This is a genomic window from Bordetella sp., assembly GCF_051960075.1.
Taxonomy (GTDB): Bacteria; Pseudomonadota; Gammaproteobacteria; order Burkholderiales; family Burkholderiaceae_B; genus Bordetella.
Genome location: NZ_JBQCER010000087.1, coordinates 54,782 through 81,199, shown reverse-complemented (window position 1 = coordinate 81,199; position 26,418 = coordinate 54,782). Strand labels below are relative to the sequence as shown.

Below are 26,418 nucleotides of genomic sequence, written 5' to 3'. Positions count from 1 at the left end.
GGCGCGCGCCAGCGCCGCGCGGCCGGCCAGCGCGGCGGTTTCGGCAAGGCGCTCGGGCGCGGCGCGTGGGCGTTCGTGCGCACCTACGTGCTGCGGCGCGGGTTCCTCGATGGCCGCGCGGGCTTCATGATCGCCGTGTTCAATGCCGAAACCGTCTACTACCGGTTTCTGAAGCTTGCTCAATACGGCGACAAGGGCGACCAGCAGGGCCGTTAGCCGCGGGCCGCTCGCTACACTGCGACGCGCGTCTCGAACTTGCTTCGATGTACCGAGAAAAACGTGCGCACATTGCGTACATTGGCCTGCGCGGTAAAGGCGCGGTGCACCATCGCGTGATAGGCGGGCATGTCCTGCACTTGCGCGATCACCACGAAGTCGGGGCCGGTGGACACGCGATAGCACTGCAGCACGGCGGGCTCGTTCTGCATGGCGTGCTCGAACGCGGTCATCTGCTCGGCCGTCTGCACGTCCAGCGTGACCTCGACGAAGGCTGTCAGGCTGGCGCCCAGTTTGGCGGGATCGACCAGGGCGACCTGGCGCACGATGACGCCAGCTTCGACCAGGCGGCGCACGCGGCGCAGGCAGGTGGGCGGCGAGGCGTGCACGCGGGCGGCCAGTTCCTGGTTGGTCAGCGCGCTGTCGCGCTGCATCTGGTCCAGGATGCGGCGGTCCAGGTCATCCAAAGCCGGCGCATCAAGCTCGTTTTTATCTTTCATTTCAGAATCTAGATTTATATGAAATTAAATTTCTCATAAAAATACATAAGAAATTTTATTTCATAAATACCATGAGATAGAAGCCAAATTTCTCAGGCTTGCCCGCACAATGCACGCATTCCTTTCTTACCTGGAGTTCTGCCATGTGCGGCATCGTCGGCGCCGTCGCCCAGCGCGACATCACCCCCATCCTCGTCGAAGGCCTGCGCCGCCTGGAGTACCGCGGCTACGACTCCTGCGGCGTTGCCCTGTACGTCGACGGCCATCTGCGCCGTGCGCGCACCACGCAGCGCGTGGCCGAACTGGCCGACGAAGTGGCCAAGGAACACCTGGCCGGCTACACCGGCATCGCGCACACGCGCTGGGCCACGCACGGCGGCCCCTCGGTCTACAACGCCCATCCGCACTTCTCGGCCCAGGGCAAGGACGAGCCGCGCATCGGCCTCGTGCACAACGGCATCATCGAGAACTACGAAGAACTGCGCACCGAGCTGCTCGCCGCCGGCTTCGTCTTCGAAAGCCAGACCGACACCGAGGTGGTCGCGCACCTTATCAACCACCTCTACCAGGGCGACCTCTTCGAAGCCGTTCAGCATGCCGCGCGCCGCCTGAAGGGCGCCTATGCGCTGGCCGTGTTCTGCCGCGACGAGCCGCACCGCGTGGTGGGCGCGCGCCACGGCTCGCCGCTGGTGGTGGGCCTGGGCAAGAACGAGAACTTCCTGGCCTCGGACGCGCTGGCGCTGGCGGGCACCACCGACCAGATCCTCTACCTGGAAGACGGCGACGTGGTCGACCTGCAGCTGTCCAAGGTGTGGATCGTCGATGCCGCCGGCAAGCGGGTCGAACGCAAGGTCAACACCGTGCAGATCCATGCCGGCCAGGCCGAGCTGGGCCCCTATCGCCATTACATGCAGAAGGAAATCTTCGAGCAGCCGCGCGCCGTGGGCGATACGCTGCAGGCGGTCGAGTCGATCGCGACCACGCTGTTCGGCGCCAAGGCGCACGAGGTGCTGCCCAAGGTCCATTCCCTGCTCATCCTGGCCTGCGGTACCAGCTATTACGCGGGCCTCACCGCCAAGTACTGGATCGAGTCGCTGGCCAAGATTCCCGTCAACGTCGAAATCGCCAGCGAATACCGCTACCGCGACAGCGTACCCGACCCGAAGACGCTGGTGGTGACCATTTCGCAATCGGGCGAGACCGCCGACACGCTGTCCGCGCTCAAGCACGCGCAGTCGCTGGGCATGATGCACACGCTTACCGTGTGCAATGTGGCCACCAGTGCCATGGTGCGCGAGTGCGAGCTCAGCTATATCACCCACGCGGGTGTCGAAATCGGCGTGGCTTCGACCAAGGCCTTCACCACTCAGCTCACGGCGCTGTTCCTGCTGGCCCTGACGCTGGCCAAACTGCGCGGCCGCCTGAGCCCGCAGGACGAAGCCCTGCACCTGAAGAACCTGCGCCACCTGCCCGTGGCAATTAGTGCGGTGCTGGCGCTGGAACCGCAGATCATCGCCTGGGCCGACCGCTTTGCCACCAAGGAAAACGCGCTTTTCCTGGGCCGCGGCATGCACTACCCCATCGCCCTGGAAGGCGCGCTCAAGCTCAAGGAAATCAGCTATATCCACGCCGAGGCCTATCCGGCCGGCGAGCTCAAGCACGGCCCCCTGGCCCTGGTCACCGACGAGATGCCCGTGGTCACCATCGCGCCCAACGACGCGCTATTGGAAAAGCTCAAGTCGAACATGCAGGAAGTGCGCGCGCGCGGCGGCGAGCTGTATGTGTTCGCCGATGCCGACGGCAGCATTCATAACGAGGACGGCATGCAGGTGATTCGCATGCCCGAGCATTACGGCATGCTTTCGCCGATTCTGCATACAGTGGCGTTGCAGCTGCTGGCGTATCACACGGCGGTGGCGCGGGGAACTGATGTGGACAAACCGCGAAATCTGGCCAAGAGCGTGACGGTGGAGTGAGATGTCGCGGTAATTCTGACGACAGGGAATAAAGTTGGTAACGCTGGAATAAAGTTGGTAATGAAACCGGCTTTGTGACCAACTTTATTTCCTGTCGGAAATTGAGATCTATTTACAGCTTTGACATGGTGCGAACCATATCAATGCTGTGAACTCGACCGCCGGAGATTGGCGCATGTCGCACTTGGGAGTACATCGCAATCGTCGGACTGAGTTGATCATCTTCGATTGCGATGGAGTGCTCATAGATAGCGAGATCATTCATTGCAGTAACAGCACTCAGTGCAGCGCTAACGGAGGACGGAATCTGCATTCAGTCCATGGAGCGGAGGTTAAGCTCATGCGAGCTGGACGTTCCGCCCCACCATTCTTGCGGTCGTTTAAAGGCCGAGCTCCGACAAGCCCGGATGATCGTCGGGCCGGCGGCCGAGGGGCCAATGGAACTTTCGCTCCGATTCCTTGATCGGCATGTCGTTGATGCAGGCGTACCGGCGGTGCATTAGTCCGTCAGGCCTGAACTCCCAGTTCTCGTTGCCGTAAGAGCGGAACCAATTGCCCGCGTCGTCGTGCCACTCGTAGGCGTAACGCACGGCGATCCGGTTGCCATCGTGTGCCCAGAGTTCCTTGATGAGCCGGTAGTCGAGTTCCTTCTTCCACTTCCGATCCAGGAAGCCATGGGCTTCTGTCCGGCTGTTGGCGAATTCGGTGCGATTGCGCCATTTGGTATCCAGCGTATACGCCAGCGCGACTTTCGCAGCATCGCGCGTGTTCCAACCATCTTCGGCGAGCCTTACCTTCTGAATGGCGGTTTCTTTAGTGAACGGCGGCAGCGGGGGGCGAGTTTCCATGATTGCTCCTGGGCAGAATAAAGTAGAACGATCTGTCTACATGCGCAGAGTAATGCAAGTGGAACGACCTGTCTACTGATGATTGTAGGTGGTGGACCGATCTGTCTACAATGCGTCATGACACGCAACTCTCCCCCCGCCGCCACGCCCTCACCCCGTGAACGCATCCTGCGTGCGGCCCATGCCTTGTTTTACGGCCAGGGCATCCGCGCCACCGGGGTCGACACGATCATCGAAGCCGCCGCTGTCACCAAGGTGACGTTCTATCGGCACTATCCGAGCAAGGAATTGCTGGTAATGGCCTATCTCGAATTTCGTCATGAACGCTGGATGCGGTGGTTTCGAGAGAGTCTGGCGTCCAACCTGGCCGCTGGCGCCTCGCAGATCGACTCGCTGGCGCTCACGCTGCGCGACTGGTTCGACAGCGAGGATTTCCGCGGTTGTGCTTTTCTGAATGCCGCGGCCGAGTTCGGCTCCACGCATCCCGCCATATTGAAGATCGTGCGCGACCACAAGACGGACGTCGCGAGATGTCTGGACGAGCTCTTCGAGAGTCATGGTCACGCCCTGGGCGCCTCTCTTACGGTCGCGATTGACGGCGCCATCGTACATGCCCAGATGGGTGAATCCACCGATCGCGCCATCGATGCGATGCGGAGTCTCACGCACTGCGTTCTGGATGATTGACGGCCGAGAAGAAGATGGCGTCCGGCAGCTTGCCTGCCACCGCCATGCGGTTGACGGTGGCGAGCTGCGTTTCCAGCAGCGTCAGCTATACATGCAGATATGGGCCGCAGTCGGTGGCCCCAGCCAACAGCAATCCGCTGGCTTGTGTGAGGTTGGCGAATTTTTCGGGTGGCACCGCGCAATGTGCCGGGTCGGGTTGAAATCCGCCGCTTTGAGGAAAATGTCTGGAAGATTGTCGAAGACTATCGCGGCGGCACCGTTCCCCTCTCGTTTCTCGCATCGACGCCGTAGCGCTTTCCTCGGGCGCTACAGTCCCAGCGACGACAGGTCTGGCACCTTGCGGTGCCACGCCGATACGCGCTGAAAGGCCATGCCGATGCGGCACAGGCTTGTGTCGTCATAGGGTTTGCCCAGTAACTGCACCGCCAGCGGCAGTCCGTCGGACGACAACCCGGCGGGCAGCACTAGACCGCAGGCGCCCATGAAATTGCCCGCCCGCGTGAAGGACGCCATGGGCGTCTGTGCTTCGTCCACCTCGTCGAGCGGGCAAGCGGGAAACGGCACGCCGGGTGTCATAAGGGCGTCGGCGCCGCGCATCCACGCGCACCAAACATGCTTGGCGCGAGCGTGCTCCTCCAGGGCGCGGAGGTAATCGGCCGCGGACACGGCCTGGCCGCCCAGCACGCGGGCGCGCACATGACGGCCCAGCGGAAGGGACGGGTCCTCGATATAGTCCCGGTGCAGCGCGTAGGATTCAGCGGCGATGAGTTGCCCGTTCTGCACCATCATGGTGTGAAAATCGAAGGGCGCAACAACTTCGTCGATGGTCGCGCCCAGGCCGAGCAGTACCTGGCAGGCGGCGTCGAACGCCTCGAGCATCTCGTCTGAGGGGGCAACCGGATACTGCGCCGGCGGCAGCACCCGGATGCATACGCCGGCCAGCGGAGAGACCCCCTCGGCTACTGGACTGTAGTCGAGCAGCGGCATAGCCGAAGCGGCGGAGCCGACCAGCACCTGAGTGAGCAGCATGGCGTCGCGGGCGTCGCGCGTCATAGGGCCGATAGAGTCCAGCGTGTGCGACAGCGGCACGGTGCCGTGCAAGCTGATCAGGCCGAAGGTCGTCTTCAGTCCGGTGATGCCGTTGAGCGCTGCGGGGATGCGCACCGAGCCGCCCGTGTCCGAACCCAGCGCAGCGGGAGCCAGCCCCGCTGCTACCGCCACTGCCGAGCCGCTCGACGAACCGCCCGGTACGCGGTGTGTGGCCAGGTCCCAGGGGTTGTGCGGAGTGCCCATGACGGGGTTGGTGCCCCAGCCGCCGAAGGCGAATTCCACCATGTGCGTCTTGCCCAGGACCACCATGCCCGCTTCGATAAGACGCCGCACCGCCGTGCCGGTAAGATCGCTGCGCCGTTCGGCCCAGGCTTGCGAGCCGGCAGTGGTGATCCGGCCTTCGATCTCGTACAAATCCTTCAAGGCGATGGGCAGGCCGTCGAGCAGGCCCAGCACGTAGCCCGCGGCGCGGCGCGCATCGGAGGCGGCGGCAAGTGCCAGAGCGCCTTCCTCGTCCACCGAGACGTAGGCGTGCAGCTTGCCATCGGCTTTGGCGATACGGTCCAGGTAATGCCGGGTCAGCTCAACCGCGCTGTACCGACGCGCCAGCAGGCCTTGAGCGAGTTCGACGAGGGTGGAGTGAGCGAATTCGGCCGACAAGTTTTTCCCCTTTGCTTTGAACAGGGTGTCCGGAATATCGAAAGGCTTTGCTCGGTGAGTTTGAGCGTCGGTTTCGATTTGTCGCGATAAAGATCACAAGGGTGCATTGCCCGCTTTGTTCCCTGTCATCATGACGATAGGGAAAGTTAAGAAAACCTTACCCGGCCCGAGATCTGGCGAGCGGGACGACGATCCCGAGCAGAATGAGCAGCATGCCGGCCATATGGTAGCCGTGTAGAGGCTCCCTGAGAATCGGCGCCGAAAGCAGCGCGCCAAAGAGCGGCTGCAAGCTGAGCATCTGTCCGGCGGCACCGGCGCCGATCTCGCCCACTGCTTTGTTGTAGAGAAAATAGGCAACGACCGAAGGAAGCACGGCGACGTAGGCAATTCCGCCTAACGACCCGGCGTTCAGGATCACCGCCTGGGTCTGCCATTCGATGATCGCGAACGGCAGCATCCCGATGGCCCCTGCGAAAAAGGTGAGCGCTAGAAACGCCAGCGGACTCACAGGCGGGCGCATGCGCAGCAATGCGGTGTAAAGCGACCAGGCCACCACGGCGCACAGCACCAGCGCATCGCCCCGGCCAAACTGCAAAGCCGCGAGCGCCATGAGATCTCCGCGGAACACGATCACCAGAACCCCGGCTGCGGCGATGAGCACGCCGACGACCTGAAGGGGCCGCGGACGCGTCCGAAACATGAGCAAGTCGAAAAGAAGCACCAGCGAGGGAATCAGCGCCTGGATGAGCAGGCCGTTGGTGGCCGTCGTGTACCGCAGTCCCGAATAGAGGAAGGCGTTGAAGCAGCCGACGCCGACAGCCCCCAGCAGAAGGATCGATCGCCAGTGCCGCAGAAGCGCGGCCCGTTCCGCAACGATCTTGGGCCCTGCGAATGGCAAGAGCAGCAGCAGCGCGCCCGACCAACGGCAAAGGGCGAGCGTGAAAGGCGGCACGTCGGCATGGATCGCCCGAGCGATGATCGAGTTGCCGGCCCAGAGCAGCATGACGATCACCAACATCGCATAGACACGGCCGTGAGCAAGGTTCACTGCTTCCTCTCTTTTGCAGCATGGCCGATCGCCGCCCGATATGCAGACCGCATTCGCAGTGCCTCTACGAGCAATCTGATCGGTTCTGAAAGACGATTTTTCTTCAAGGTCGACTGGAGTCGGCGAGGGGAACTATACGGCCGGGCTTGATATCGTGCCAGGCCGTCATGCGCCGCGTGATCTGACAGGAAAGCGGCAGCGATATTCCGCAGGGGGGTCGACACACCGTTCGAAGGCCCGGCGCACTAGACTGCGCTCCTGATGAACCACATCGACAAGCAGACGTGCAACATGAAAATGCGCCCACGCTGCGTAGCCATGCTGCCTAAGGTCGAGAAGCTCCTGTCCGAGGCGCGCAACCATGGCGCATACGTGATCCGCACCTTGTTCCCCGGCCCCAAGCAGGCGATGTTTCCCAATCCGAAGATCAGTGACTACGTTCCGAAGCTTGTATGAGCCAAGTCGGAATCTGACCCAGATTGCCCACTTGTGATGATTCGGAGGCTGCGCCGTCATCGTGCACAATGCCGCGGTGCCATTGAAAAAGCCGTATTTGCCAAGCTGAGCGCTCAGCCATCACGACAAAGCCGTCACCCCCGCCACCACCAGCATGCAGGCCCCGAAAGCCAGGCCCTGCAGGCGGATGGCGCGCGGGCTCTGGGCGCGGCTAAAGAGCACCTGCCCGCCATAGATCCACGCGAAGTGGCTGGCCAGGCCCACCGCCACGAAGACCATCGCCATCTGCAGCACCTGGGCAGCCAGCGGCAGACCGGGTGACAGGAACTGCGAGTACATCACCAAGATCATCGAGTGCACCTTGGGGTTCAGGCTCAGCGAAACAAAGCCGTCGACGAAACCCAGCGGCCGCAGTTTCTGCCGCTCGCTGGCGCCGGCGCTGCGAAAGAAACACCAGGCCAGGTACACGATATAGGCTGTTCCGCCCCACTTGAGCGCCGTGTAGACAGCAGGGTTGCGCGTGAATACCTCGCTGAGCCCGAAGCCGTAGACAAGGCACCAAACCAGGTTGCCGGCCTCGAAACCCATCCAGAACGGCACCGTGCGCCGCAGCCCGAACTGGCTGCCTGATGCAGCCAGCAGGGTGTTGCCCGGCCCCGGGCTCACGATCATGGGCGCGGCAAATGCGAGGATCAATAGCCAGGTGTTCAGGGCAATCATGAGCAGCTCTTTCAATACATGAATTATTGGAGGCGCAATTACAATCCCATAAATACTGGCTGCAAAACGATTAAATCTCATTGATTCGATAAGTTATATTTTCGAGCGACTTCATGATCCGCCGCCTGCCGCCCCTGAATGCCCTGCGCGCCTACGAGGCCGCGGCGCGCCACCACAGCTTTACGCGTGCGGCCGAGGAGCTGCATGTGACCCAGGCCGCCATCAGCCACCAGGTGCGCCAGCTCGAAGAGTGGCTGGGGTGCCCGCTGTTCGAACGCCGCGGCCATGCACTTACAGGCACCACCGTCGGCAAGGCCTATGCGACGGAGCTGGGACGCCTTCTCGATGCCTTGGTAAGTGCCACCGAACGCGTGGCCGGTCACGACAGCAGCCTTGACGGTCCGCTGCGCATCACCGTCCTGCCGTCGTTTGCAACGCGCTGGCTGGTGCCGCGGCTAGCGCGCTTTCGCGCGCTGCACCCGGGCATCGACTTGCAAGTCACGAGCACCCTGGCGCTGCACGACTTTGCGCGGGATGGCTTCGACCTGGCCATCCGCCTGGGGCTAGGGCGCTGGCCCGGCCTGCAGACCGACCTGATTTCGCGCGAGCGCCTGTCGCCCGTGTGCAGCCCTGAGCTGCTTGCGCATGCGCCGCTGGCTACCGTGGCCGACCTGCAGGCCCCCCCCTTGCTGCACGACCAACCGGGCGACCTGTGGCCGCGCTGGCTGGCCCTGGCCGGCGCCACGCGCGGCGAGGCCGATGCCATCATGCGTGCGGGCCTCGCGTTCAGTGATTCGGCACTAGTACTGCAGGCGGCAGCCGACGGGCAGGGCGTGGCATTGGGCCGCCTGTTTCTGGCTGCGGCCGACATCACGGCGGGGCGATTGGTAAAGCCTTTTGCGCTGGACCTGCCGAACGACTACAGCTACTGGCTGGCCTATCCGCCAGCCGCCGCCCAGCAGCCCCGCCTAGCGGCGTTTCGCCATTGGGTGTTGGCAGAAACATCGCCCTGGCGCGACGCTTGAACGCAAGCGGTCAATAACTTCGTCCTCGCTTTCGCGGCTGCTTCCGTTTCGGCCAAGGCGAGGTGGCTTTCGCACCCATGCGCTGACGGGTGATCAGACTCCGGGCGCAACCGAGGCGCCAGCGATACCATGCCGGCGCAAGGCCTGCGCGACGAAACCGCAAGCCTTCATCTCTTCGACGAACGCGCTCATCGTTGCAGCCGCCTCGGTCTATCCCTGTACCACCGGCTTGCTCATCATGAAGACCGGGAGGCAAGCGTGTTGATCACGGCCCAGACGTTTTGCTCGGCCGCGGATTTTTCGCCCGATAGGCGAACGGCATCGATTCTCAGCCGTGCGTTTCCAAACAGATGGCTCAGTTCGGTCAGGTTGCCGTAGCCGATTTCCTTGGTCGCAAGCGATTGCGGTATCCAGGCCACGCCGACGCCGGCGAGAGCAAGCTGCAGCACGGCCAGTGTCAGGGCGCTCTCAGTTCTTTCTTTCAGGAAAAGCCGCGCGCGCAATTGAGGCAATATCTCGCGCTGAATTACTTCACCCAGAAAAACGTTGGGCGGATACGTGATGATCGGCAGTTCTCCGCTTTCATACTGCGCCATCAAATCCACAATGGCATGGGTGCCAAAAACCGGCACAAAAAGCTCTTCGCCGAAATCGATTCTGTCCAGGTATGCGCCGTCAATCGGCAAGGCTTCATCCGGCGAGCGGTAGATCAATATGACGTCAACCTGCTTCGTCATGAGAAGCGTAAGACACTCGCTGCGATTTGCGGAACGCAAACGGATGTGCGAATTCGGATCGGCGGCGATTTGCTTGACCAACGCAGGCGCAACGGATGTGGTGATTGCGTGTTGGCTCGCGATGACAACGCGATTCTTGACCAGCCTGTCGTAGTGGCGCAGTTCGTAGAGCAGATCGCGCAGCCCGGTGGCCAAGTGCTCCAGTTTTTCCTGTTGACCTAGCACGGCGTCACTTAGTTGCGCAGGCTTGTGCGTGCGGTCGAGCAGTTCGACACCGACATATTCCTCTATCGCCTGGATCCGCCGGGAAAAGGCCGGCTGCGTCAGGTGGCGCAATTCGGCGGCGCGATTCAGCGAACCCGCATGCAGGACAGCGAGAATGTCTTCGATCCAATCAAGGCGCATACGCAACCTCAAATATGCAGAACATGCATTTTGCGCGTCAAAAATAGCATTAGCCATTCCAGATTAGCGCTCCTATCCTAACCATACAAGCATGTATCTGACCGATGGAGGAAAAGGATGAACATTGCACGTTTCCCGCGGATTCACTTTGCCCATCTACCCACGCCGCTGGAGCGCCTGGACAGGCTGTCGCGAGAACTGGGCGGGCCCGAGATCTGGATCAAGCGTGACGATTGCACAGGTCTATCCACCGGCGGCAACAAAACGCGAAAACTTGAATTTCTCATGGCTGAAGCGCAAGCCCAGGGTGCTGACTTGGTGATAACCCAAGGAGCGACGCAATCGAATCATGCCCGCCAGACTGCGGCGATCGCGGCCAAAATGGGAGTTGCGTGTCATATCCTTCTGGAGGATCGCACAGGTTCGAAAGACCCGAACTACAACGAAAATGGCAATGTCTTTCTCGACGCGCTGCACGGCGCAACCGTGGAGAAGCGACCAGGCGGCCTGGACATGAATGCCGAGATGGAGGCTGTTGCCGAGAAATTCCGGGCGCAGGGCCGCAAGGTCTATACGATCCCTGGCGGCGGCTCCAACCCGACGGGCGCTCTCGGGTATGTCAATTGCGCGTTCGAACTCCTGTCGCAGGTGAACGATCGCAGCCTTGTGATCGATCACATCGTCCATGCGACCGGCAGCGCAGGCACGCAGGCGGGGCTCGTCGCGGGCCTGAAGGCGATGAACGCCAATATTCCCCTGCTGGGCATCGGCGTTCGCGCCCCGAAGCAAAAGCAGGAAGAGAACGTTTACACGTTGGCGTGCGCAACAGCTGAGAAGCTGGGTTGCGCGGGCGTCGTGCACCGCTCCGATGTGGTCGCCAACTCGGACTATGTCGGCCAGGGCTACGGCATCCCTGCAGAAAGCACGATCGAGGCAATCCGGATGTTCGCGCAGCTCGAAGGCATTCTTCTCGATCCAGTCTATTCGGGTAAAGGGGCAGCCGGCCTGATAGATCTCATTCGAAAGGGGCATTTCAAGAAAGGCGAGCGGATTGTCTTCATTCACACTGGCGGATCTGCCGCATTGTTCGGCTATCTCCCGGCGTTCGATGCCATGTAGCGCGGCCGATCAGACATCGGCCTAATCAGTCCGACCGGAACAGGAAGCGATTCAAATGGAATTACGGCCTTTCAAGCGCAGCTTCACGCAGCAGGAACCTATCTCCGAGGAAGGCATTGCCGCGGCCGTCGAGGTGCTGCGCTCGGGCCGGCTGCACCGCTACAACACCGTCGGAAAGGAACTCTCCGAGGCAGCCCTCCTGGAGCGGGAGTTCGCAAACTACCAGGGCAGCCGATATGCGCTGGCGTGCGGTTCCGGGGGCTATGCACTGCATGTGGCCCTGCGGGCCGCCGGGCTGCAGACCGGCGAGTCCGTATTGACTAACGCATTCACGCTGGCGCCCGTGCCGGGAGCCATTGTCAACGCCGGCGGCAAACCGGTGTTCGTCGAGATCACCCGGGATCTGGTTCTCGATCTCGACGACCTCGATCGCAAGGCTGGCGAATCTGGCGCGCGTTTCATGGTGGTGTCCTATATGCGTGGCCACCTGCCCGATATGGATGCGCTGGCCACGCTATCAGTCCGTCGGGGCATTACCCTGATCGAGGATTGCGCACATACGATGGGTGCGGCATGGAACGGCCGAAAAAGCGGCGCTTGGGGCCTTGCCGGCTGCTTCAGCACCCAGACGTACAAGCACTTGAATTCGGGGGAGGGTGGGCTCATCACGTCCGATGATGCCGATTTCATGGCTCGCGCCATCCTCATGTCCGGCTCTTATATGCTCTATGAGCGACATGGCGCCGCGCCCGATTCCGCCGTTTTCTCCGAAATTCGGTTGGACATCCCGAACCTCTCGGGACGTATGGATAATCTGCGCGCGGTACTTCTTCGAGCCCAGCTTCCCAGGCTGGAAGAAAATGCGGCCCGCTGGAACGAGCGTTACCGGACGGTGGAAGCGCGCCTTCGCTCGATCAAGGGAATCTATCTACCCTACCGGCCGCCGCAAGAGCATTTTGTCGGCAGTTCGATTCAGTTCATGTTCCCGGGTATTGCGCCGGACGATGCAGGCGTCTTCCTGAGTTTCTGCGCGTCGCTGGGCGTCGAGATCAACTGGTTCGGTAATGCCGAGCCCAAAGGTTTCACCAGCACATACAGAACCTGGCGCTACCTCGATCCTCAAGTGCTGCCGCGCACCGATGCCATCTTGTCCGGCCTGTTCGACATGCGCATGCCGCTGCCATTTTCCATCTCGGATTGCGAGCATATCGGCGACATCATCGCGGCCTCGGCAGCGCGCGCCCTTTCGAAGGTGAACGCCGATGAATAGCGTGCCGACCAGACGGCGTATAGGGATACTCGGCGGCATGGGTCCCGAGGCTACCGTTTTGCTGATGTCACGCATCATCGGCATGACCGATGCACATGACGACGCCGACCACGTACCGATGCTTGTCGATAACAACACTCAGGTTCCTTCGCGCATCAAGGCGCTGATCGAAAAGACGGGGGAAGACCCCGGGCCGGTGCTGATCGATATGGCGCTGCGGTTGGAAGCGGCAGGCGTGGACGCCCTCGCGATGCCATGCAACACGGCGCATTATTACGCCCCTCGCATACAGGCGGCAGTTTCCATACCGCTTCTCGACATGATCGAGCTTTCGGCCGATGCGGCCGCCACGGCGGCCGACTTCCAGAAATCAGGCAACCCGCTAGTCGGAATTTTGGCGTCTCCGGCGGTTCGGGCTACGGGAATGTTCGATCGAGCCTGTGCCAGGCGAGGATTCCAAACAGCTTATCCCGCCGATCAAGATTCGCTGCTTGCCTGCATCAGGGCCGTTAAGGCGAAAGACAGCGGTCCCGAATCGCGTGATCTGCTTCAGCGCGCAGCATCGGAATTGCACGGGCGGGGCATCAAGGTGATGTTGATCGCCTGCAGCGAACTTTCGATTATCAGCGACGCCATCCCGAAAGACTTCGGATCTATCGATACGCTTGATGTCCTGGCCGATGCGGTTGTGAGATTCGCCAGCGCAGGAACGATAACCGAAGCGGCCGCAGCGGACATGACTTTAGCGCCTGATTTCTGACAATCTGACAACAGGTGTTGCACGCGTGTTGCCCGTACAGAACACGCATAAGAAGAACCCGTCGCGGTATTCGAAGCCGCCTCGGGACCGAAGTGGAACCTCAAGAGGGAATATGAAAATGGTCAAAAAATACTGGATATCAGTAATAGGCGGATTAGCCATCGCCATGGCTGCGATGTCTGTAGCGCATGCCGCGGACAAAATCATCGTTGCCACCTTTGGCGATCCGATTCCGGCCCAGATGGCTGCCCATGACGGCAAACTTTCGGCCGCGACCGGGTGGAACGTCGAGTGGCGCAAGTTCAATTCGGGCGCCGATGTGATCGCCGCAATGGCTTCCGGCGATGTCAACATTGCAGAGCTGGGTTCTTCGCCGCTCGCGATTGCGGCCACTCAGGGCGTCGATCTTCAGGTATTTATGATCGATTATGTGATCGGCCAATCGGAATCCCTCATCGTCCGGAACGGAACGGGGATCAAGTCGCTCGCGGATCTCAAGGGTAAGACCGTCGCCGTTCCGGTGGGGTCGACGTCGCATTTTTCGCTGATGGGCGCATTGAAACACGCTGGCATCAGCGAGAACGATCTCACCATCCTGAACATGTCACCCGATCAAATCGTCGCGGCGTGGCAGCAGTCCTCGATCGATGCGGCGTTTGTTTGGCCCCCGGCCCAGACCGAGATCCTCAAGACGGGAACGCGGCTTGTGGGCGCCGATCAGGTTGCCGCATGGGGATACCCGACATTCAACGCCTGGGTCGTCAACAAAAAATTTGCGCAGTCGCATCAGAAAGCCCTGGTAGCCTTCATGCGTGCGATCGACGCGGCGAATCAGTCCTACCTGAAGGATCCTTCGGCATGGACCGCCGACAGCGAACCCGTCAAGGCGATCGCGGCCGAAACCGGAGCCGCCGCGGCGCAGGTGCCCGAGGTCATCAAGGGCTACAGATTCCTGCCGCTGGCCGATCAGGTCAAACCGCAGTGGATGGGCGGTGCGCTGTCCAAGACTATCAAGGAAACCGCCCAGTTCTTGATGTCTGCCGGAAGGTTGTCGCAAGTGTCGAACGACTACTCCCGTTTTGTGACGGTGAAATATTTGAAAGAAGCTCTCCACTGATCTGCGCTGTTGAAAAAGCGAGGCCGCCCGGGCTCCGTCGCGTTGGAGTCCGGACGGACGAGATGGACATCGAGGAGCAATAGATGGGTCTAAAAATCGACAATGCGTCCGTGATTTACCCCGGGGTGGACGGGCGCACCGAGACGGAAGCCCTGCAGCGCATCAATCTGACCATCGATGACGGCGATTTCGTCGTGGCGCTGGGCGCTTCGGGCTGCGGAAAGTCAACACTTCTGGGTCTGATCGCCGGGTTTCTTTCACCCACCAGCGGCAGAATTTTGCTAAATGGATCCAACGTCGAAGGACCGGGAGCCGATCGCTCTGTCGTCTTCCAGAAGCACGCCCTGTTGCCGTGGCTGAATGTTCGCGACAATGTCGCATTCGGATTGATGCTTCAGGGATGTCCCAAGCATGAACGATACGAGATCGGCGACAGGTTCATCGAACTTCTCGGGTTGAAAGGCTTCGAGAATTCGCCGGTCTACGCCTTATCGGGTGGCATGCAACAGCGCGTGGGTATTGCGCGGGCGCTGACCTGCGACCCGAAAGTGCTGTTGATGGACGAACCGCTGGGTGCGCTGGACGCGCTGACGCGCGAGAAGGCGCAAGAGCTCATTCTTCGCGTCTGGAACGATACCGGCAAATCGGTATTTTTCATCACTCACAGCGTCGAGGAGGCGTTGTTCATGGGGACCAGGCTGGTCGTCATGTCTCCTCGACCCGGCCGCATCGCCCATACTTTCGATCTGCCGTTCTCACGTCTTTACCTGGGCGGACAGAATGCCCGTGCAGTCAAGGCTTCCAGCGAATTCATCACGCTGCGCGAAAAGGTGCTCCGCATCATCTTCGCCGACGAGGAGACGGCATGAAAGCGCAAAATATTCGGGAACCCGCTGTCCAATGCCGCGGTTTTCGCGGTTTGTGCGCACGACTGTCGCGCGAGCGGCCCACCAAACCTGGCCAGACCTACGGCGTGCCGGGTTCGGGCGATACGCTTTGGCTGAGTCTGGTGACAATACTCGTCATTCTTTTCGTGTGGTGGTTGGTCACCGCGATGGGGTGGGTCAAACCGCTTTTCGTGCCATCGCCGCAATCCATCGTCGAGAGTTTCATCGCCGTCTTGAAAAACGGCTTCACCGGGACGCCGTTTTGGCAGCATGTGCTGATCTCCACGTTCCGGGTCTTCAGTGCGTTTCTGCTCGCCTGCTGTATCGGTATTCCGCTTGGGCTGAGCATGGGCACCAGTCGTGAGCTACGAGGAATTTTCGATCCGCTGATCGAGTTCTACCGACCCATACCGCCGCTCGCTTATCTGCCTTTGATGATCATCTGGTTCGGCATCGGCGAAACCTCGAAGATTCTGCTGATTTTTCTTTCCGTCTTCGCCCCAGTCGTGCTCGGCGCGCGCGCTGGCGTGCGGTCGGCGGCGATCGAACAGGTTCATGCCGCCTACTCCTGCGGCGCGACCCGATGGCAGGTGCTGCGCCATGTCATTCTGCCTGCCGCATTGCCGGAGATTCTCACGGCGATGCGCGTGGGCATTGGCTTCGGCTGGACAACTCTGGTCGCTGCGGAAATGGTCGCGGCAAAGCAAGGAATCGGCTACATGGTGCTGTCGGCTTCGCAGTTTCTTCAAACCGCGGTCGTGATCATGGGCATCATCGTCATTGCCGCCATCGCCTATCTCTTCGACCTAATGATGCGCGCCCTCGAGCGTCGGTTGGTGCCCTGGAAGGGCAGGATGTAGCAGCGTCACGGTAATTGAAATTTTGGAGAGAATCGATGTCGATCAAATACCTCAAGAAAGCGATTCAATCCGCCGAAAGCGGACAGGATCAGGTTCATGTCACGGTGCAGGCCATGCTCGATCGCCTCGAGCGCGAGGGCGACGAGGGCGCGCGCGCCTTTTCCCGGGATCTGGACAAATGGGATGGCGATATTGTGGTCTCGCAAGAGGCTATCGAGAACGCGAAAAAGCGTGTTCCCCAGCGTTTGCAGGACGACATTCGCTTCGCGCAGGACAACATCCGGCGTTTTGCGCAGGCCCAGAAAGAAACGATTTCGGATTGCGCCCTCGAGATTGTGCCGGGGCTGTGGACCGGACAGAGACAGATTCCGGTTCAGTCTGCGGGTTGCTATGTTCCGGGCGGCCGCTATAGCCACATTGCGTCTGCGATGATGACCATCACGACGGCTCAAGTCGCCGGCGTCTCCCACATTACAGCCTGTTCGCCACCGGGTCATGGTGTCGGCATTTCGCCAGCGACGCTTTTCACGATGGATCTGTGCGGCGCTCACAGGATATTGAATCTGGGCGGCGTACAGGGCGTCGCTGCGATGGCGTTCGGGTTATTCGGCGTACCCAAGGCGGACATCATCGTCGGGCCTGGCAATCAATATGTCGCCGAGGCAAAACGTATTCTATTTGGCAGGGTCGGCATCGATATGGTCGCGGGCCCTACCGATTCCCTGCTTATTGCCGATGAAACCGCCGATCCCCAACTGGTGGCATGGGATCTGGTCGGGCAAGCCGAGCATGGCTACAACTCCCCGGTCTGGCTGGTGACCACCGATGTCGGTCTGGCGCAGGCCGTCATGAGCCAAATTCCGCAGTGCATTGCCCAGCTCCCCGATCTCAATGCCAAGAACGCGGCAGCCGCCTGGCGCGACTACGCCGAGGTCATACTCTGCGATACCCGGGAAGAGATGGCGGAAGTGGCTGATCGCTATGCGCCCGAGCATCTGCATGTGCAGGCGGCTGATCTGGATTGGTGGCTTGCGCGACTTCGCTCGTATGGTTCGCTTTTCCTGGGTGAGGAAACGACGGTTGCATTTGGCGACAAGGCTTCGGGCCCGAACCATGTGTTGCCTACGTCCGGGTCGGCTCGCTATACCGGGGGGCTCTCGGTGCACAAGTTCATGAAGACGGTGACGTGGCAGCGCGCGTCTAAGGAGGGCGCCAAGCCGGTGGCGCAGGCGACCGCGCGGATTTCGCGATATGAGGGCATGGCGGGGCATGCCCGTTCGGCGGAAATCCGGCTGAACAAGTTTTTCCCGGACGAGCGTTTCGAGTTCGACCCAAGTCGTTGACCGAATCGGCTGGTTCAACCGCTGGTTTTACGATAGTCGCGAGGCGAGCAGCCCATGATCCGCTTGAAGGCCGCGCTGAAGGCGCCATCGGACTCGTAGCCCAGGCTGTAGGCGATCTCGCCAACCGAGGCTGCCGAGTTGAGCAATCGATCGCCGGCCAGCAACATGCGCCAGCGGTTGAGATAGCCGAGCGGCGGTTCGCCCACGCGCTGGCGGAATCGTAGCGCCAACGCAGAACGCGAGAGGCCGACGTGCCGGGCAAGAGATGCCAAGGTCCAGCGGCGTGCGGGTTCGGCGTGCATCGCGTGCAGAACCTGGCTGATTCGCGGGTCGGCCAATGCCTGCAACCAGCCGACGCCGCCCCCTTGTTCCATATGCCGACGCAGCGCTTGCACCAGCATGGTCAACGCCAGTTGCTGCGCCATCAGGTTGCCTCCGGGCCGGGGGTCGCGCAATTCGCCCATGATGCAGGTCATCGACCAGCGCAGCGCTTCGCGGTCTTCTTGTCGATGCAAGTGCAGTACGCCGGGCAGAGGAGCCAACAGCAGGTCGGCATGCCGACCTGCGAAGGTGAAGAATCCGCCAAGTCCATAGACCTCGCCGCCACCGTTGAGTGTGGCCACGCCGCCCGACTGCGCCCCGCGCAGCAGGGGCAGAACATCCTGCGGCGGCAAGGCGGGATCGCTGGCCATGCGAAAGGACTGCCGACGAGTCATGAGCAGGCAGTCGCCCGACTCCAGCCTGATAGGTCCATCGTGGTCGTCGATAACCAGCCAGCAAGACCCCGACAGCAAGGCATAACAGCGCAGACCGTCTATGCCGGGGAACTGCAGGGACCAATCGCCCGCCGCGTCGATCGCCCGGAACATATAGCTGCGGGGGCGCAGCAAGGACAGGATGCTGGACAGCGGATCGAGGGTGTCGTGTCGCGTAGGGGTATCGGTCATGCGCGAAATCTGGACGAATGCGATGAATGATTGGACTTTTCAGCATGGATCGTATCAATCCTTCCTCTCTACAGTAGCGGCTTCTTCGACATGGGACCTACCTGATGCAAATCATCAACGAAGCCGCCTGGCTGATGGCGCCCGGCGAGCCCCTGCGGGTCGCCGCAGCGCCCGTTCCTGCCCTGGCCGACGGCGAATTGCTGGTGCGTGTCCGGGCGTTGGCGATCAATCCCTTTGACCGCATCGTCCAGACCCTGGGCACCCTCGTCACCCCGTGGCTGCAATACCCTGCCGTGCTGGGATCCGATGTGGCCGGTGACGTGGTGGCGACGGGTGGCGGCGGCAGGTTCCGCGAGGGCGACCGTGTGCTGGGCCTTGCCCTGGGCGTCGATCGTGCTGGCAACCGGGCCGCTGAAGGCGCGTTCCAGCAGTATGTGGTGCTGCGCGAGCACTGCGCCAGCCGGCTTGCGCCATGGATGTCCTACGAGCAGGCCGCCGTGCTGCCGCTCGCGCTCGCCACGGCCGGCAGCGGCTTGTTTCTGGAAGATCAGCTAGGCCTCGTGCCGCCGTGGGCGCCGCAAGCCCGACGTCCGGGCAACGCTTCGGGAATCATCGTTGTCTGGGGGGGGTCAACCAGTGTGGGGAGCTGCGCCATCCAGCTTGCGGCGGCCTCCGGCTACACGGTGCTGACAACCGCCTCGCCCCACAACCACGATAGGCTCAGACAGCTCGGCGCCGCCCATGTCGAGGACTATCGAGCGCCTGATGTGCTGGACCGGTTGCTGCGGGCCATCGGTTCCCGCGACGTGTCCGGAGTGCTGGCCATCGGGGTGGGATCGGGAGCATCGTGCCTGGCCCTGGCGGCCCGAGCCAAAGGCCCTCGCCGGGTGGCCATGGCCAGCGCGCCGCGCCCGCTGGATTCTGCACCACTGGGACGCCAAGCGCTCTGGAAGCTGCGCAATCTGCCCGGGCTGGGCCTCGGGTTTGGCCGCTTGGCGCTTCAGGCGAGGTGGCAGGGCGTGCGCACGAGCAGCATCTGGGGCACCGCCGTGGCGACGCGGCCCGAGGGGTGGCATTTCTTCCCCGGGTTCGTCGAGTCCGCCCTGGCGGACCGCCGCTTGTTGCCGGCGCCGTCGCCGCTGGTCGCAGGATCGTCCTTGGCGGACATTCCTCGCGCCATGGAGCGGCTTCGGCAAGGCGTCTCGGCTAGCAAGGTGGTCGTCAGAATCTGATCGAGCCGGCCTCACTGAGCCGAAATATGGGCCTTTTTAACAAGCGTGCGCCAGCGCCGGTCGTCCTTGGCGATCAGCGCGTGGAATTCGGCCGGCGTCGACGAGGCAGGCACCATGCCCTGCGCCTCGAAAGATTTGGCGATCTCGGGCGAGCGCAGCGCCACGCCGATCTCCTTGTTCATGCGGTCGACGACGGCCTTGGGCGTGCCCTTGGGCGCCAGCACGCCGTACCACATGTCCACATCGCCTTCCTTGATGCCGACCTCTTTGAGCGTCGGCACCTCGGGCAATTGCGGCAGGCGCTTGGGGCTGCCCGTGGCCAGCACGCGCAGCTTGCCGCCCTTGATCAGCGGCAACGCCACATGCACGGGCAGGAACATGGCGTCCACCTGTCCGCTCAGCAGGTCGGTCACCGCGCCGGCCGAGCCCTTGTAAGGCACGTGCAGCATGTCGATGCCCGCCTGCTGGTCGAAAAGCGCCATCGACAGATGGTGCGGCGTACCCACGCCCGGCGAGGCATAGGTGAGCTTGCCTGGCGCCTTGCGCGCCGCGGCGATCAGGTCCTGCGCCGTCTTCCACGGCCGGCTGGCCGGTTCGACCAGCACCAGCGTGCCCCAGGAGGTCAGGCTGACGGGGACGAAATCCTTGACCGGATCGTAAGGCAGGTTCTTGTACAGGCCGTGATTCATGACCAGTGTGCAGACTTGCACCATGAAGGTATAGCCGTCGGGCTTGGCGCGGGCCACTCTTTCGGAGCCGATATTGCCGCTGGCGCCCGGTATGTTCTCCACCACAATGGGCTGGCCCAGGGCCTTGGCCAGCGGCGGCGCCAATTGCCGGGCGACCAGGTCGATGCCGGTGGCCGGGGTGTAGGGCACGATGAAAGTGATGGGATGATCGGGCCAGGCGCCGGCATGGGCGCTCGCGGCGCCCGCCAGGGCCAGGATTGCGCCGCAGTATTTCAGAAGTTTGGCTATCTGCATGGTCTCTCTCCGTTTATAGATATAGGATGCAGCTCGGTCTTCAGATGTCGACGTGCAAAGGGTCGTAGGGATAAAGCCAGTCATTGCGCGACGCGGCGATGTTGCGGTCCTTGAAGGCCCGGCGCATCTCGTCGGCGTTATCGATGTGATAAAGGTCGGCCATTTCGTTGGACTCTTCCACCACGCGCGCGGCGCGCGGCGCGCGGTGCCGGGTATAGCGTTGCAGCGCTTGCGGCAGCGGGCAGTCCAGGTCCAGGGCGCGGGCGAGCACGGCGGCATCTTCGATGGCCATGGCTGCGCCTTGCGCCATATAGGGCAGGGTAGGGTGCACGGCATCGCCCAGCAAGGCCACGCGCGGCGTATTCCACACCATGGCCGGCGTGCGGTTGTTCAGTGCCCAGCGAAAGCATTGATCGCGGTCGGCGTTTTCGATGGCGGCCCGCACCATGGGGTGCCAGCCCGCATAGTCCTGGTCGAGCTCGCTCCATGGCTGGCGCGCGGTCCAGGATTCCTCCTCCCAGGGGCGCTCAACGCAGCCCACGAAATTGAGCAGCGCGCCGCCTCGCATGTAGTACATCACCGCGTGATTGCGCGGCCCGCACCAGATGGTGGAGGCCAGGGGCGGGCGCAGCGCAGGGGCGATGCGTTCGACCGGAATGCTCAGGCGCCAGGCCACGTGTCCGGTGAAGACCGGCGGCTCGGCGTCGACCACATGCTGGCGCACGGCCGACTTGATGCCGTCCGCGCCGATCAGCAGCTCGGCGCGTTCTATCGACCCGTCGGCGAAAGCGACCTCGATGTGATCGTCGGCTTCGCGGATCTGCTGCGCGCGCATGCCCAGCCGTAGCGCATTGGCATCCAGCGCATTGAGCGCGTCGAGCAGGGCGCGGTGCAGATCGACGCGATGGATCTGGTAGTAGGGCGCGCCGTGTTTTTCGGCGTGTGCGGCGCCCAGCTTGATTTCATGGAGCAGCTCGCCGTCGTTGTAGCGGCGGAATTCGAACGACAGGGGTTTGACGCCTTCGGCTTCCAGCGTAGGTTTGAGACCCAGATCGAACAGGACTTTGGTGGCGTTGGCGCTCATCTGCACGGCGGCGCCGACCTCGCCCAGCGCCGGGGCCTGCTCGTATACGCGCACGTGATGACCGCGGCGAACCAGGCTGGCTGCGGCGGCCAGGCCGCCGATGCCGGCGCCGATCACGATGATGTCCATGGTGTCTCCTCCGATGGGATGATCGTCGTTATTAGTTAGTTTGCTAACACAGTATATGCCGGCATCGTGCCATGACAAAAGGCTGCGTATAAAATTTTGCGATGACTGCCACCCGTTCTCCTGCGCCTCAGGCGCCTCCCCTCATCTACGACCGCCCCGGGTTTCTGCTGCGTCGCGCCCATCAATTGTCGGTCGGCCTGTTCGAGCGGCACTGCGCGGAGTTCGGATTGACGCCGCCTCAGTACGGGGTGCTCAGTGTGCTGTCGTACGCGCCGGATATCGACCAGATCACGCTGGCCAAGGCGCTGGGGTACGACAAGGTGACGGTTTCGCACATCGTGCGGGGACTGGAGGCACGCAGCCTGCTGACCCGCGACTCCAGCAGCGCGGGCCGGCGCAGAATGGTCATGCGCCTGACTCGCCAAGGCAAGACGTTGCTGCGGCAGACCGCTGCCGGGGCGGCGCGCGCCCACGACGAATTGCTGGGGCCCTTGCCGCCGGATGAGCAGGGCCATTTGCTGCGCCTGCTCGATCAGCTGTGCTCGGCGCTCGAAGACCAGGCCCGCGCGCCCATGGTGAAACTGCCGCCCCAGCCTTAAGCGCGATATGGCGCCACACTTCGGTCTACAACGAAGCATGGGGTGAAGAAAGTCGGCGACGATGCAGGCTCTACAGAAGGAGCGCCACCATGTCGTTGACCTGCTTTATCCGCTATGAGCTCGATCCTTTCCAGCTTGAGGCCTTCCGCGAATATGCGCAAAACTGGGGCAGGATCATTCCCCGCTGCGGCGGGCATCTGGTCGGTTATTTTCTGCCGTCGGAGGGGACCAACTACGAGGCCTGGGGGCTGATTGCGTTCGAAAATCTGGCCGCCTATGAGGCCTATCGCAAGCGCCTGCGCGCTGACGCCGAAGGCCGGGCGAACTTCGAATTTGCCCAGCGCAATCGCTTTATTCTGCGTGAGGAGCGCACGTTTACCGAGGTCGTTGCGGAGACTTTCGGCAAGCCTGCCGTGCAGTGACGCATGATGGCATGGCTCGTCGGCGCCAACGCGCCGCGGCCAAGCCTCGGCAGGCAGCGCAAATGCTCGGGTCGATTCTGCCTTGCGCAATTACTCGCAGATCGACGCCAGATTGACCGGATGATCGACCAGATGCCGCAGGCCACGCTCGACGATCTCCAGCATGACCACATTCGGATGCGCCTGGCGCACCCGATCTCCGTCTATGCCGCGACCCAGGAACGAGTAGATGCGGTGAAAGTTCTCGGCAACGAATGGCGTCAGCGCATCGAAGAACGAGTCGCGATACAGCAGAAGACTGCCGCTTGCCACAGGGTTTTCCGTCACTCTGAACGAATTATTGATGTCTTGAGGCCATCCTGGCAGCGAGATGTCGTGCGCCTGCCGCGGCTGTATGTTGTCCAGCTGCACTGTGTGGTCACGGAAATAGCCGGGCAGATCGAGCAGGTTGACCGCGATGTCGCCGCCCGCGGACGGCGAGGTGCGGATTCGGTAGCTGTCCAGACGGGTTCCGACCGCATTGGCGAGCACGCCGTCTTGCATCAGGCGCTTTGCAATGGCCTGGTAACCGAAGAACGCCCCTAGCTCGTTCCAGTGGGTATCGGTCCGGTAGTACAGCTCCCGGGTCTGGGCGGCTTTGGCGGCCTGCTCGGGTTTGCGCAGATCGATGATGCGCAACTGCGGATCTGCCGCCTGCAGATAGGCTTCCAGCTGATCGGCCTGGGTGACCGCGTTCGGCGGCGGCGGCATCAGGAGCTTTTCCGGATAGACGGTCTGTTTGTCCGGGGCAATCACGAGGTAGAAAGGGATGCGGCACGCCGCCAGGTGCTGGCGCACGCTCGACAGATTGTCGGCAATGGTCTTCAGATCCGAGGGCAGAAACAGATCCTTGCCGTACAGGGATGCAAAATGCAGATGCCCGGGCGTGTAGTTTTCGTCGTAGAAAAGCCAGTTGTCGCGGCCCACCACGACCTGCTGGTTCATGGGCATGCCGGTGCGGGCCATCTGCAGCCGCGAACCGTAGTACACCAGCGCATCGCGCATGCCGTACCGATCGCTGAACCAGCGCTCGAAATCCTGGGCCCAGTGAATGGACCAGCGGGGAAAGGCTTCCAGCCTGCGGTTTTCATGCGTGCGGGGGGCGAAACTCGCGCGGCCGAACCAGGCGATCGGCAGCAGCAGCAGCCCGAAAAAAACCGCCATGGCCGCGAAGCGATTGAGCACCCGCATGAACGAGCGGTGTTCCGCGTTGCGGCGAGCGTCAGTGTGTGCCTGCATTTTTGATCGGCTCAGAAGCGGAAGTAGATAAAGGGGTTGTATTGCCCCATGGCGATCGACATGCAGCTCAGTATCAAGGCCGGGGCGATCAGCGCCGCGCGTACCCATCCGTCCACGGCATAGTCGGCCAGGCGCTGCCACGCGGGTTGCAGCGCTTTTTCCATATGGGGGTAGACACCCAGCGCCAGAATCACCGCCCCGACGGTCAGCAGCAGGTTCTGCGTCGAATAGATCGATTGAACCGTGACCGTCCATTGCTCCGCAGGCCAGTGCCCGATCAAGGCGAGCACGTATTGCAGCGCCTGCCCTAGCGACGCGCTGCGGAAAAACACCCAGGCGAACATCACCACGAGTACGGCATAGAGCGTTCCGGCCACGCGCGGTATTTGCACCTGCAGATGCCTGCCAAAGCGCTCAAGCATGAGAAAGAAGCCGTGTATCGCGCCCCAGACGACGAAGCTCCAGCTGGCGCCATGCCAGAAGCCGGTCAGCAGGAAAACGATCCACAGATTGAGCAGCGTGCGCGCCTCGCCTTTGCGGTTTCCTCCCAGCGGGATATACACATAGTCGCGGAACCAAGTCGAGAGCGAAATGTGCCAGCGGTGCCAGAAGTCCTGCATGGAACGGGCGCTATACGGATAATTGAAGTTCTCCGGAAAGCGAAAACCGAACATCCGGCCCAGGCCGATGGCCATGTCGGAATATCCCGAAAAATCGAAGTAGATCTGCAGGGTGTAGCAGACCAGGCAGATCCAGGCGACCAGCGCTCCCAGGTGATCGGCCGGCGCGTCGAAGCCGGCGTCGGCGACCATGCCGAGCTGATTGGCGATCAGCACTTTCTTGGCCAGTCCCATCGTGAACCGTACGCAGCCCGCGGTGATGTCTGCGACGCTGACAGACCGCCTGGGCAGTTGCGTGTAGATGTCCTTGTATCGAATGATCGGCCCGGCGATGAGCTGCGGGAACAGCATGATGTAGAGGCTGTACTCGATGATGTTTCTATTGGGCTTGGCGTTGCGGCGGTAGATGTCGATCAGGTACGAAATGGCGTGGAAGGTATAGAACGAAATGCCGATGGGCAGGGGAACGGGCCGCAGTTCGATCGCGGTCATGCCGGCCGGCGCGAGCAGGACGTTCAGGTTGTCCACGAAGAAGTTGCCGTACTTGAAGAAGGCCAATATCAGCAAATTCACGGCCACCGCGGCGAGCAGGATCGCCTTTCTCGAGCGGCTGCGATCCATCAGGCGGGCGCCGTAGAAGTTGATCGCGACCGAGACCAGCATCAGAATCACGAAACGAGGCTCGCCCCAGGCATAGAAGACAATGCTGGCCAGCGCCAGAAGCGGATTGCGCAGGCGCTGGGGAAGCAGGTAATAGGCGAGAAAGGTGACGGGGAGAAAAAGCCCCAGGAACACGATATTGCTGAAGACCACGACGAACCTTTGGACGGTTGTTCTATTTCTGCGGCAGGGAAGGCCGATAAAGTTACGGATTGTAGCGGGACGCAGGCCGATGTATCGGGCGAGCCGCTGACACGTATTGAAATTGCCCGCGCTTCGCGCCCGGTGCGCATCGCGGAACTCCGCCCTACACTGGGCGTCCAAACCTCACATCAACCGGCCTTTGCCGGATGTGCCGCCGAGTCACCTCATAACCCCTCGGCACTGGAGCGCACCATGAAACCGATCTTGAAAGCCGCCGCCGTTGCAACGGTCGCCGTGGGTCTGGCCACGGCCAGCATGAGCGCCAACGCCTGGGGGCGCTACCACGGCGGCCCCGGACCTCTGGTAGTGGGCGCCGCATTGGGCGCAATGGTCGGGCTGGCGGTGGGCGCCGCCGCCCAGCCGGTCTACACCGCTCCGGCACCCGTCTATTACGCGCCTCCGCCTCCTCCCCCCGTCTACTATGCCCAGCCCGTCTACGCGCAGCCGGGCTATTACTATCCTGCGCCGGTCGTGGTGCATCCCCGAGTCGTTTACGCGCCGTACTGACGCAAGCGTCTCGCATCGGGCGGCCGACGGGCCGCCATAACGGGTACCCGCGCAAAAGGGCTGATCTGC

At 62.1% G+C, this 26,418-nt stretch carries 26 protein-coding genes and 2 pseudogenes; 16 read left to right on the top strand and 12 right to left on the bottom strand.

Going from position 1 to position 26,418, the window contains the following annotated elements; translation table 11 throughout:
* Positions 1-216, top strand: a pseudogene (locus tag ACTHJ1_RS14965) (glycosyltransferase family 2 protein); the annotation flags it as partial.
* Positions 217-230: 14 nt separating this feature from the next.
* Here the strand turns inward: ACTHJ1_RS14965 and ACTHJ1_RS14960 are convergent.
* Positions 231-716: an Lrp/AsnC family transcriptional regulator gene (locus ACTHJ1_RS14960; protein ID WP_440193740.1), complete on the bottom strand. Its 486-nt coding sequence runs from the start codon at positions 714-716 to the stop codon at positions 231-233.
* Between the two features lie 143 nt (positions 717-859).
* Here ACTHJ1_RS14960 and glmS point away from each other — a divergent pair, with 143 nt between their 5' ends.
* Positions 860-2,692: a glutamine--fructose-6-phosphate transaminase (isomerizing) gene (glmS, locus tag ACTHJ1_RS14955; protein ID WP_440193738.1), complete on the top strand. Its 1,833-nt coding sequence runs from the start codon at positions 860-862 to the stop codon at positions 2,690-2,692.
* A gap of 380 nt (positions 2,693-3,072) precedes the next feature.
* Here glmS and ACTHJ1_RS14950 read toward each other — a convergent pair whose 3' ends face one another.
* Complete coding sequence (locus tag ACTHJ1_RS14950) at positions 3,073-3,540, bottom strand: nuclear transport factor 2 family protein (protein ID WP_440193736.1); 468 nt, start codon at positions 3,538-3,540, stop codon at positions 3,073-3,075.
* Positions 3,541-3,657: 117 nt separating this feature from the next.
* Between ACTHJ1_RS14950 and ACTHJ1_RS14945 the strand changes: the two genes are divergently transcribed.
* Positions 3,658-4,227 (top strand): TetR/AcrR family transcriptional regulator, encoded by a 570-nt coding sequence (locus tag ACTHJ1_RS14945; RefSeq protein ID WP_440193734.1) that lies wholly within the window; start codon positions 3,658-3,660, stop codon positions 4,225-4,227.
* 306 nt (positions 4,228-4,533) lie between these two features.
* Here the strand turns inward: ACTHJ1_RS14945 and ACTHJ1_RS14940 are convergent, their stop codons facing one another.
* Complete coding sequence (locus ACTHJ1_RS14940; protein WP_440193732.1) at positions 4,534-5,937, bottom strand: amidase; 1,404 nt, start codon at positions 5,935-5,937, stop codon at positions 4,534-4,536.
* Positions 5,938-6,094: 157 nt separating this feature from the next.
* Positions 6,095-6,985 (bottom strand): DMT family transporter, encoded by an 891-nt coding sequence (locus ACTHJ1_RS14935; RefSeq protein ID WP_440193730.1) that lies wholly within the window; start codon positions 6,983-6,985, stop codon positions 6,095-6,097.
* A gap of 291 nt (positions 6,986-7,276) precedes the next feature.
* On the opposite strand from ACTHJ1_RS14935, the gene ACTHJ1_RS14930 reads away from it, so the two are divergent.
* Positions 7,277-7,441: a hypothetical protein gene (locus ACTHJ1_RS14930; protein WP_440193728.1), complete on the top strand. Its 165-nt coding sequence runs from the start codon at positions 7,277-7,279 to the stop codon at positions 7,439-7,441.
* Positions 7,442-7,561: 120 nt separating this feature from the next.
* Here the strand turns inward: ACTHJ1_RS14930 and ACTHJ1_RS14925 are convergent, their stop codons facing one another.
* Positions 7,562-8,161, bottom strand: a complete 600-nt coding sequence (locus tag ACTHJ1_RS14925) for a LysE family translocator (RefSeq protein ID WP_440193726.1) — start codon at positions 8,159-8,161, stop codon at positions 7,562-7,564.
* A 113-nt stretch (positions 8,162-8,274) separates the two neighbouring features.
* Here ACTHJ1_RS14925 and gcvA point away from each other — a divergent pair, with 113 nt between their 5' ends.
* A complete protein-coding gene (gene gcvA, locus ACTHJ1_RS14920) occupies positions 8,275-9,186 on the top strand; it encodes a transcriptional regulator GcvA (RefSeq protein ID WP_440193724.1) in 912 nt (303 codons plus the stop codon).
* Between the two features lie 93 nt (positions 9,187-9,279).
* Here the strand turns inward: gcvA and ACTHJ1_RS14915 are convergent.
* Both ACTHJ1_RS14915 and ACTHJ1_RS14910 read right to left on the bottom strand, forming a co-directional pair.
* Positions 9,280-9,390 (bottom strand): annotated as a pseudogene (locus tag ACTHJ1_RS14915) (ABC transporter substrate-binding protein); the annotation flags it as partial.
* A 32-nt stretch (positions 9,391-9,422) separates the two neighbouring features.
* A complete protein-coding gene (locus tag ACTHJ1_RS14910) occupies positions 9,423-10,385 on the bottom strand; it encodes a LysR family transcriptional regulator (protein ID WP_440193722.1) in 963 nt (320 codons plus the stop codon).
* 60 nt (positions 10,386-10,445) lie between these two features.
* Here ACTHJ1_RS14910 and ACTHJ1_RS14905 point away from each other — a divergent pair, with 60 nt between their 5' ends.
* The 7 genes from ACTHJ1_RS14905 to hisD all read left to right on the top strand — a co-directional run bounded on the left by ACTHJ1_RS14905 (position 10,446) and on the right by hisD (position 17,684).
* Positions 10,446-11,447, top strand: coding sequence for a D-cysteine desulfhydrase (locus tag ACTHJ1_RS14905; RefSeq protein WP_440193720.1), 1,002 nt, complete (start codon positions 10,446-10,448; stop codon positions 11,445-11,447).
* 55 nt (positions 11,448-11,502) lie between these two features.
* Positions 11,503-12,717 carry a DegT/DnrJ/EryC1/StrS family aminotransferase gene (locus ACTHJ1_RS14900; protein WP_440193718.1) on the top strand — a complete coding sequence of 405 codons (1,215 nt, stop codon included), beginning with the start codon at positions 11,503-11,505 and terminating at the stop codon, positions 12,715-12,717.
* The gene (locus ACTHJ1_RS14895) at positions 12,710-13,477 is read left to right on the top strand and encodes an aspartate/glutamate racemase family protein (protein WP_440193716.1); all 768 of its coding nucleotides are present in this window, start codon (positions 12,710-12,712) and stop codon (positions 13,475-13,477) included. The genes ACTHJ1_RS14900 and ACTHJ1_RS14895 overlap by 8 nt, the downstream gene beginning before the upstream one ends.
* A 112-nt stretch (positions 13,478-13,589) precedes the next feature.
* Positions 13,590-14,594 carry a taurine ABC transporter substrate-binding protein gene (gene tauA, locus ACTHJ1_RS14890; protein WP_440193714.1) on the top strand — a complete coding sequence of 335 codons (1,005 nt, stop codon included), beginning with the start codon at positions 13,590-13,592 and terminating at the stop codon, positions 14,592-14,594.
* Between the two features lie 83 nt (positions 14,595-14,677).
* Positions 14,678-15,463 carry a taurine ABC transporter ATP-binding protein gene (locus tag ACTHJ1_RS14885; protein ID WP_440193712.1) on the top strand — a complete coding sequence of 262 codons (786 nt, stop codon included), beginning with the start codon at positions 14,678-14,680 and terminating at the stop codon, positions 15,461-15,463.
* Complete coding sequence (locus ACTHJ1_RS14880; protein ID WP_440193710.1) at positions 15,460-16,341, top strand: ABC transporter permease subunit; 882 nt, start codon at positions 15,460-15,462, stop codon at positions 16,339-16,341. The genes ACTHJ1_RS14885 and ACTHJ1_RS14880 overlap by 4 nt, the downstream gene beginning before the upstream one ends.
* Positions 16,342-16,376: 35 nt before the next feature.
* Positions 16,377-17,684 (top strand): histidinol dehydrogenase, encoded by a 1,308-nt coding sequence (gene hisD / locus ACTHJ1_RS14875; protein ID WP_440193708.1) that lies wholly within the window; start codon positions 16,377-16,379, stop codon positions 17,682-17,684.
* A 14-nt stretch (positions 17,685-17,698) separates the two neighbouring features.
* On the opposite strand, the gene ACTHJ1_RS14870 is transcribed toward hisD, so the two are convergent.
* Positions 17,699-18,631 (bottom strand): AraC family transcriptional regulator, encoded by a 933-nt coding sequence (locus tag ACTHJ1_RS14870; RefSeq protein WP_440193706.1) that lies wholly within the window; start codon positions 18,629-18,631, stop codon positions 17,699-17,701.
* 104 nt (positions 18,632-18,735) lie between these two features.
* Here ACTHJ1_RS14870 and ACTHJ1_RS14865 point away from each other — a divergent pair, with 104 nt between their 5' ends.
* Positions 18,736-19,863, top strand: a complete 1,128-nt coding sequence (locus tag ACTHJ1_RS14865) for a zinc-binding alcohol dehydrogenase family protein (protein WP_440193704.1) — start codon at positions 18,736-18,738, stop codon at positions 19,861-19,863.
* 11 nt (positions 19,864-19,874) lie between these two features.
* On the opposite strand, the gene ACTHJ1_RS14860 is transcribed toward ACTHJ1_RS14865, so the two are convergent.
* Both ACTHJ1_RS14860 and ACTHJ1_RS14855 read right to left on the bottom strand, forming a co-directional pair.
* Entirely contained in the window at positions 19,875-20,846 is a 972-nt protein-coding gene (locus ACTHJ1_RS14860) for a Bug family tripartite tricarboxylate transporter substrate binding protein (protein ID WP_440193702.1), read from the bottom strand.
* Positions 20,847-20,886: 40 nt separating this feature from the next.
* Positions 20,887-22,059: an FAD-dependent monooxygenase gene (locus tag ACTHJ1_RS14855; RefSeq protein WP_440193700.1), complete on the bottom strand. Its 1,173-nt coding sequence runs from the start codon at positions 22,057-22,059 to the stop codon at positions 20,887-20,889.
* Between the two features lie 101 nt (positions 22,060-22,160).
* Here ACTHJ1_RS14855 and ACTHJ1_RS14850 point away from each other — a divergent pair, with 101 nt between their 5' ends.
* Together ACTHJ1_RS14850 and ACTHJ1_RS14845 are read left to right on the top strand one after the other, a co-directional pair.
* Positions 22,161-22,658 carry a MarR family winged helix-turn-helix transcriptional regulator gene (locus ACTHJ1_RS14850; RefSeq protein ID WP_440193698.1) on the top strand — a complete coding sequence of 166 codons (498 nt, stop codon included), beginning with the start codon at positions 22,161-22,163 and terminating at the stop codon, positions 22,656-22,658.
* A gap of 89 nt (positions 22,659-22,747) precedes the next feature.
* A complete protein-coding gene (locus ACTHJ1_RS14845) occupies positions 22,748-23,080 on the top strand; it encodes an NIPSNAP family protein (RefSeq protein ID WP_440193696.1) in 333 nt (110 codons plus the stop codon).
* Positions 23,081-23,170: 90 nt separating this feature from the next.
* Here ACTHJ1_RS14845 and ACTHJ1_RS14840 read toward each other — a convergent pair whose 3' ends face one another.
* Both ACTHJ1_RS14840 and ACTHJ1_RS14835 read right to left on the bottom strand, forming a co-directional pair.
* The gene (locus ACTHJ1_RS14840) at positions 23,171-24,358 is read right to left on the bottom strand and encodes an alginate O-acetyltransferase AlgX-related protein (protein WP_440193694.1); all 1,188 of its coding nucleotides are present in this window, start codon (positions 24,356-24,358) and stop codon (positions 23,171-23,173) included.
* Between the two features lie 11 nt (positions 24,359-24,369).
* Positions 24,370-25,791: an MBOAT family O-acyltransferase gene (locus tag ACTHJ1_RS14835; protein WP_440193692.1), complete on the bottom strand. Its 1,422-nt coding sequence runs from the start codon at positions 25,789-25,791 to the stop codon at positions 24,370-24,372.
* A 243-nt stretch (positions 25,792-26,034) separates the two neighbouring features.
* On the opposite strand from ACTHJ1_RS14835, the gene ACTHJ1_RS14830 reads away from it, so the two are divergent.
* A complete protein-coding gene (locus ACTHJ1_RS14830) occupies positions 26,035-26,349 on the top strand; it encodes a hypothetical protein (protein WP_440193690.1) in 315 nt (104 codons plus the stop codon).
* The last annotated feature ends 69 nt before the right edge of the window (positions 26,350-26,418 follow it).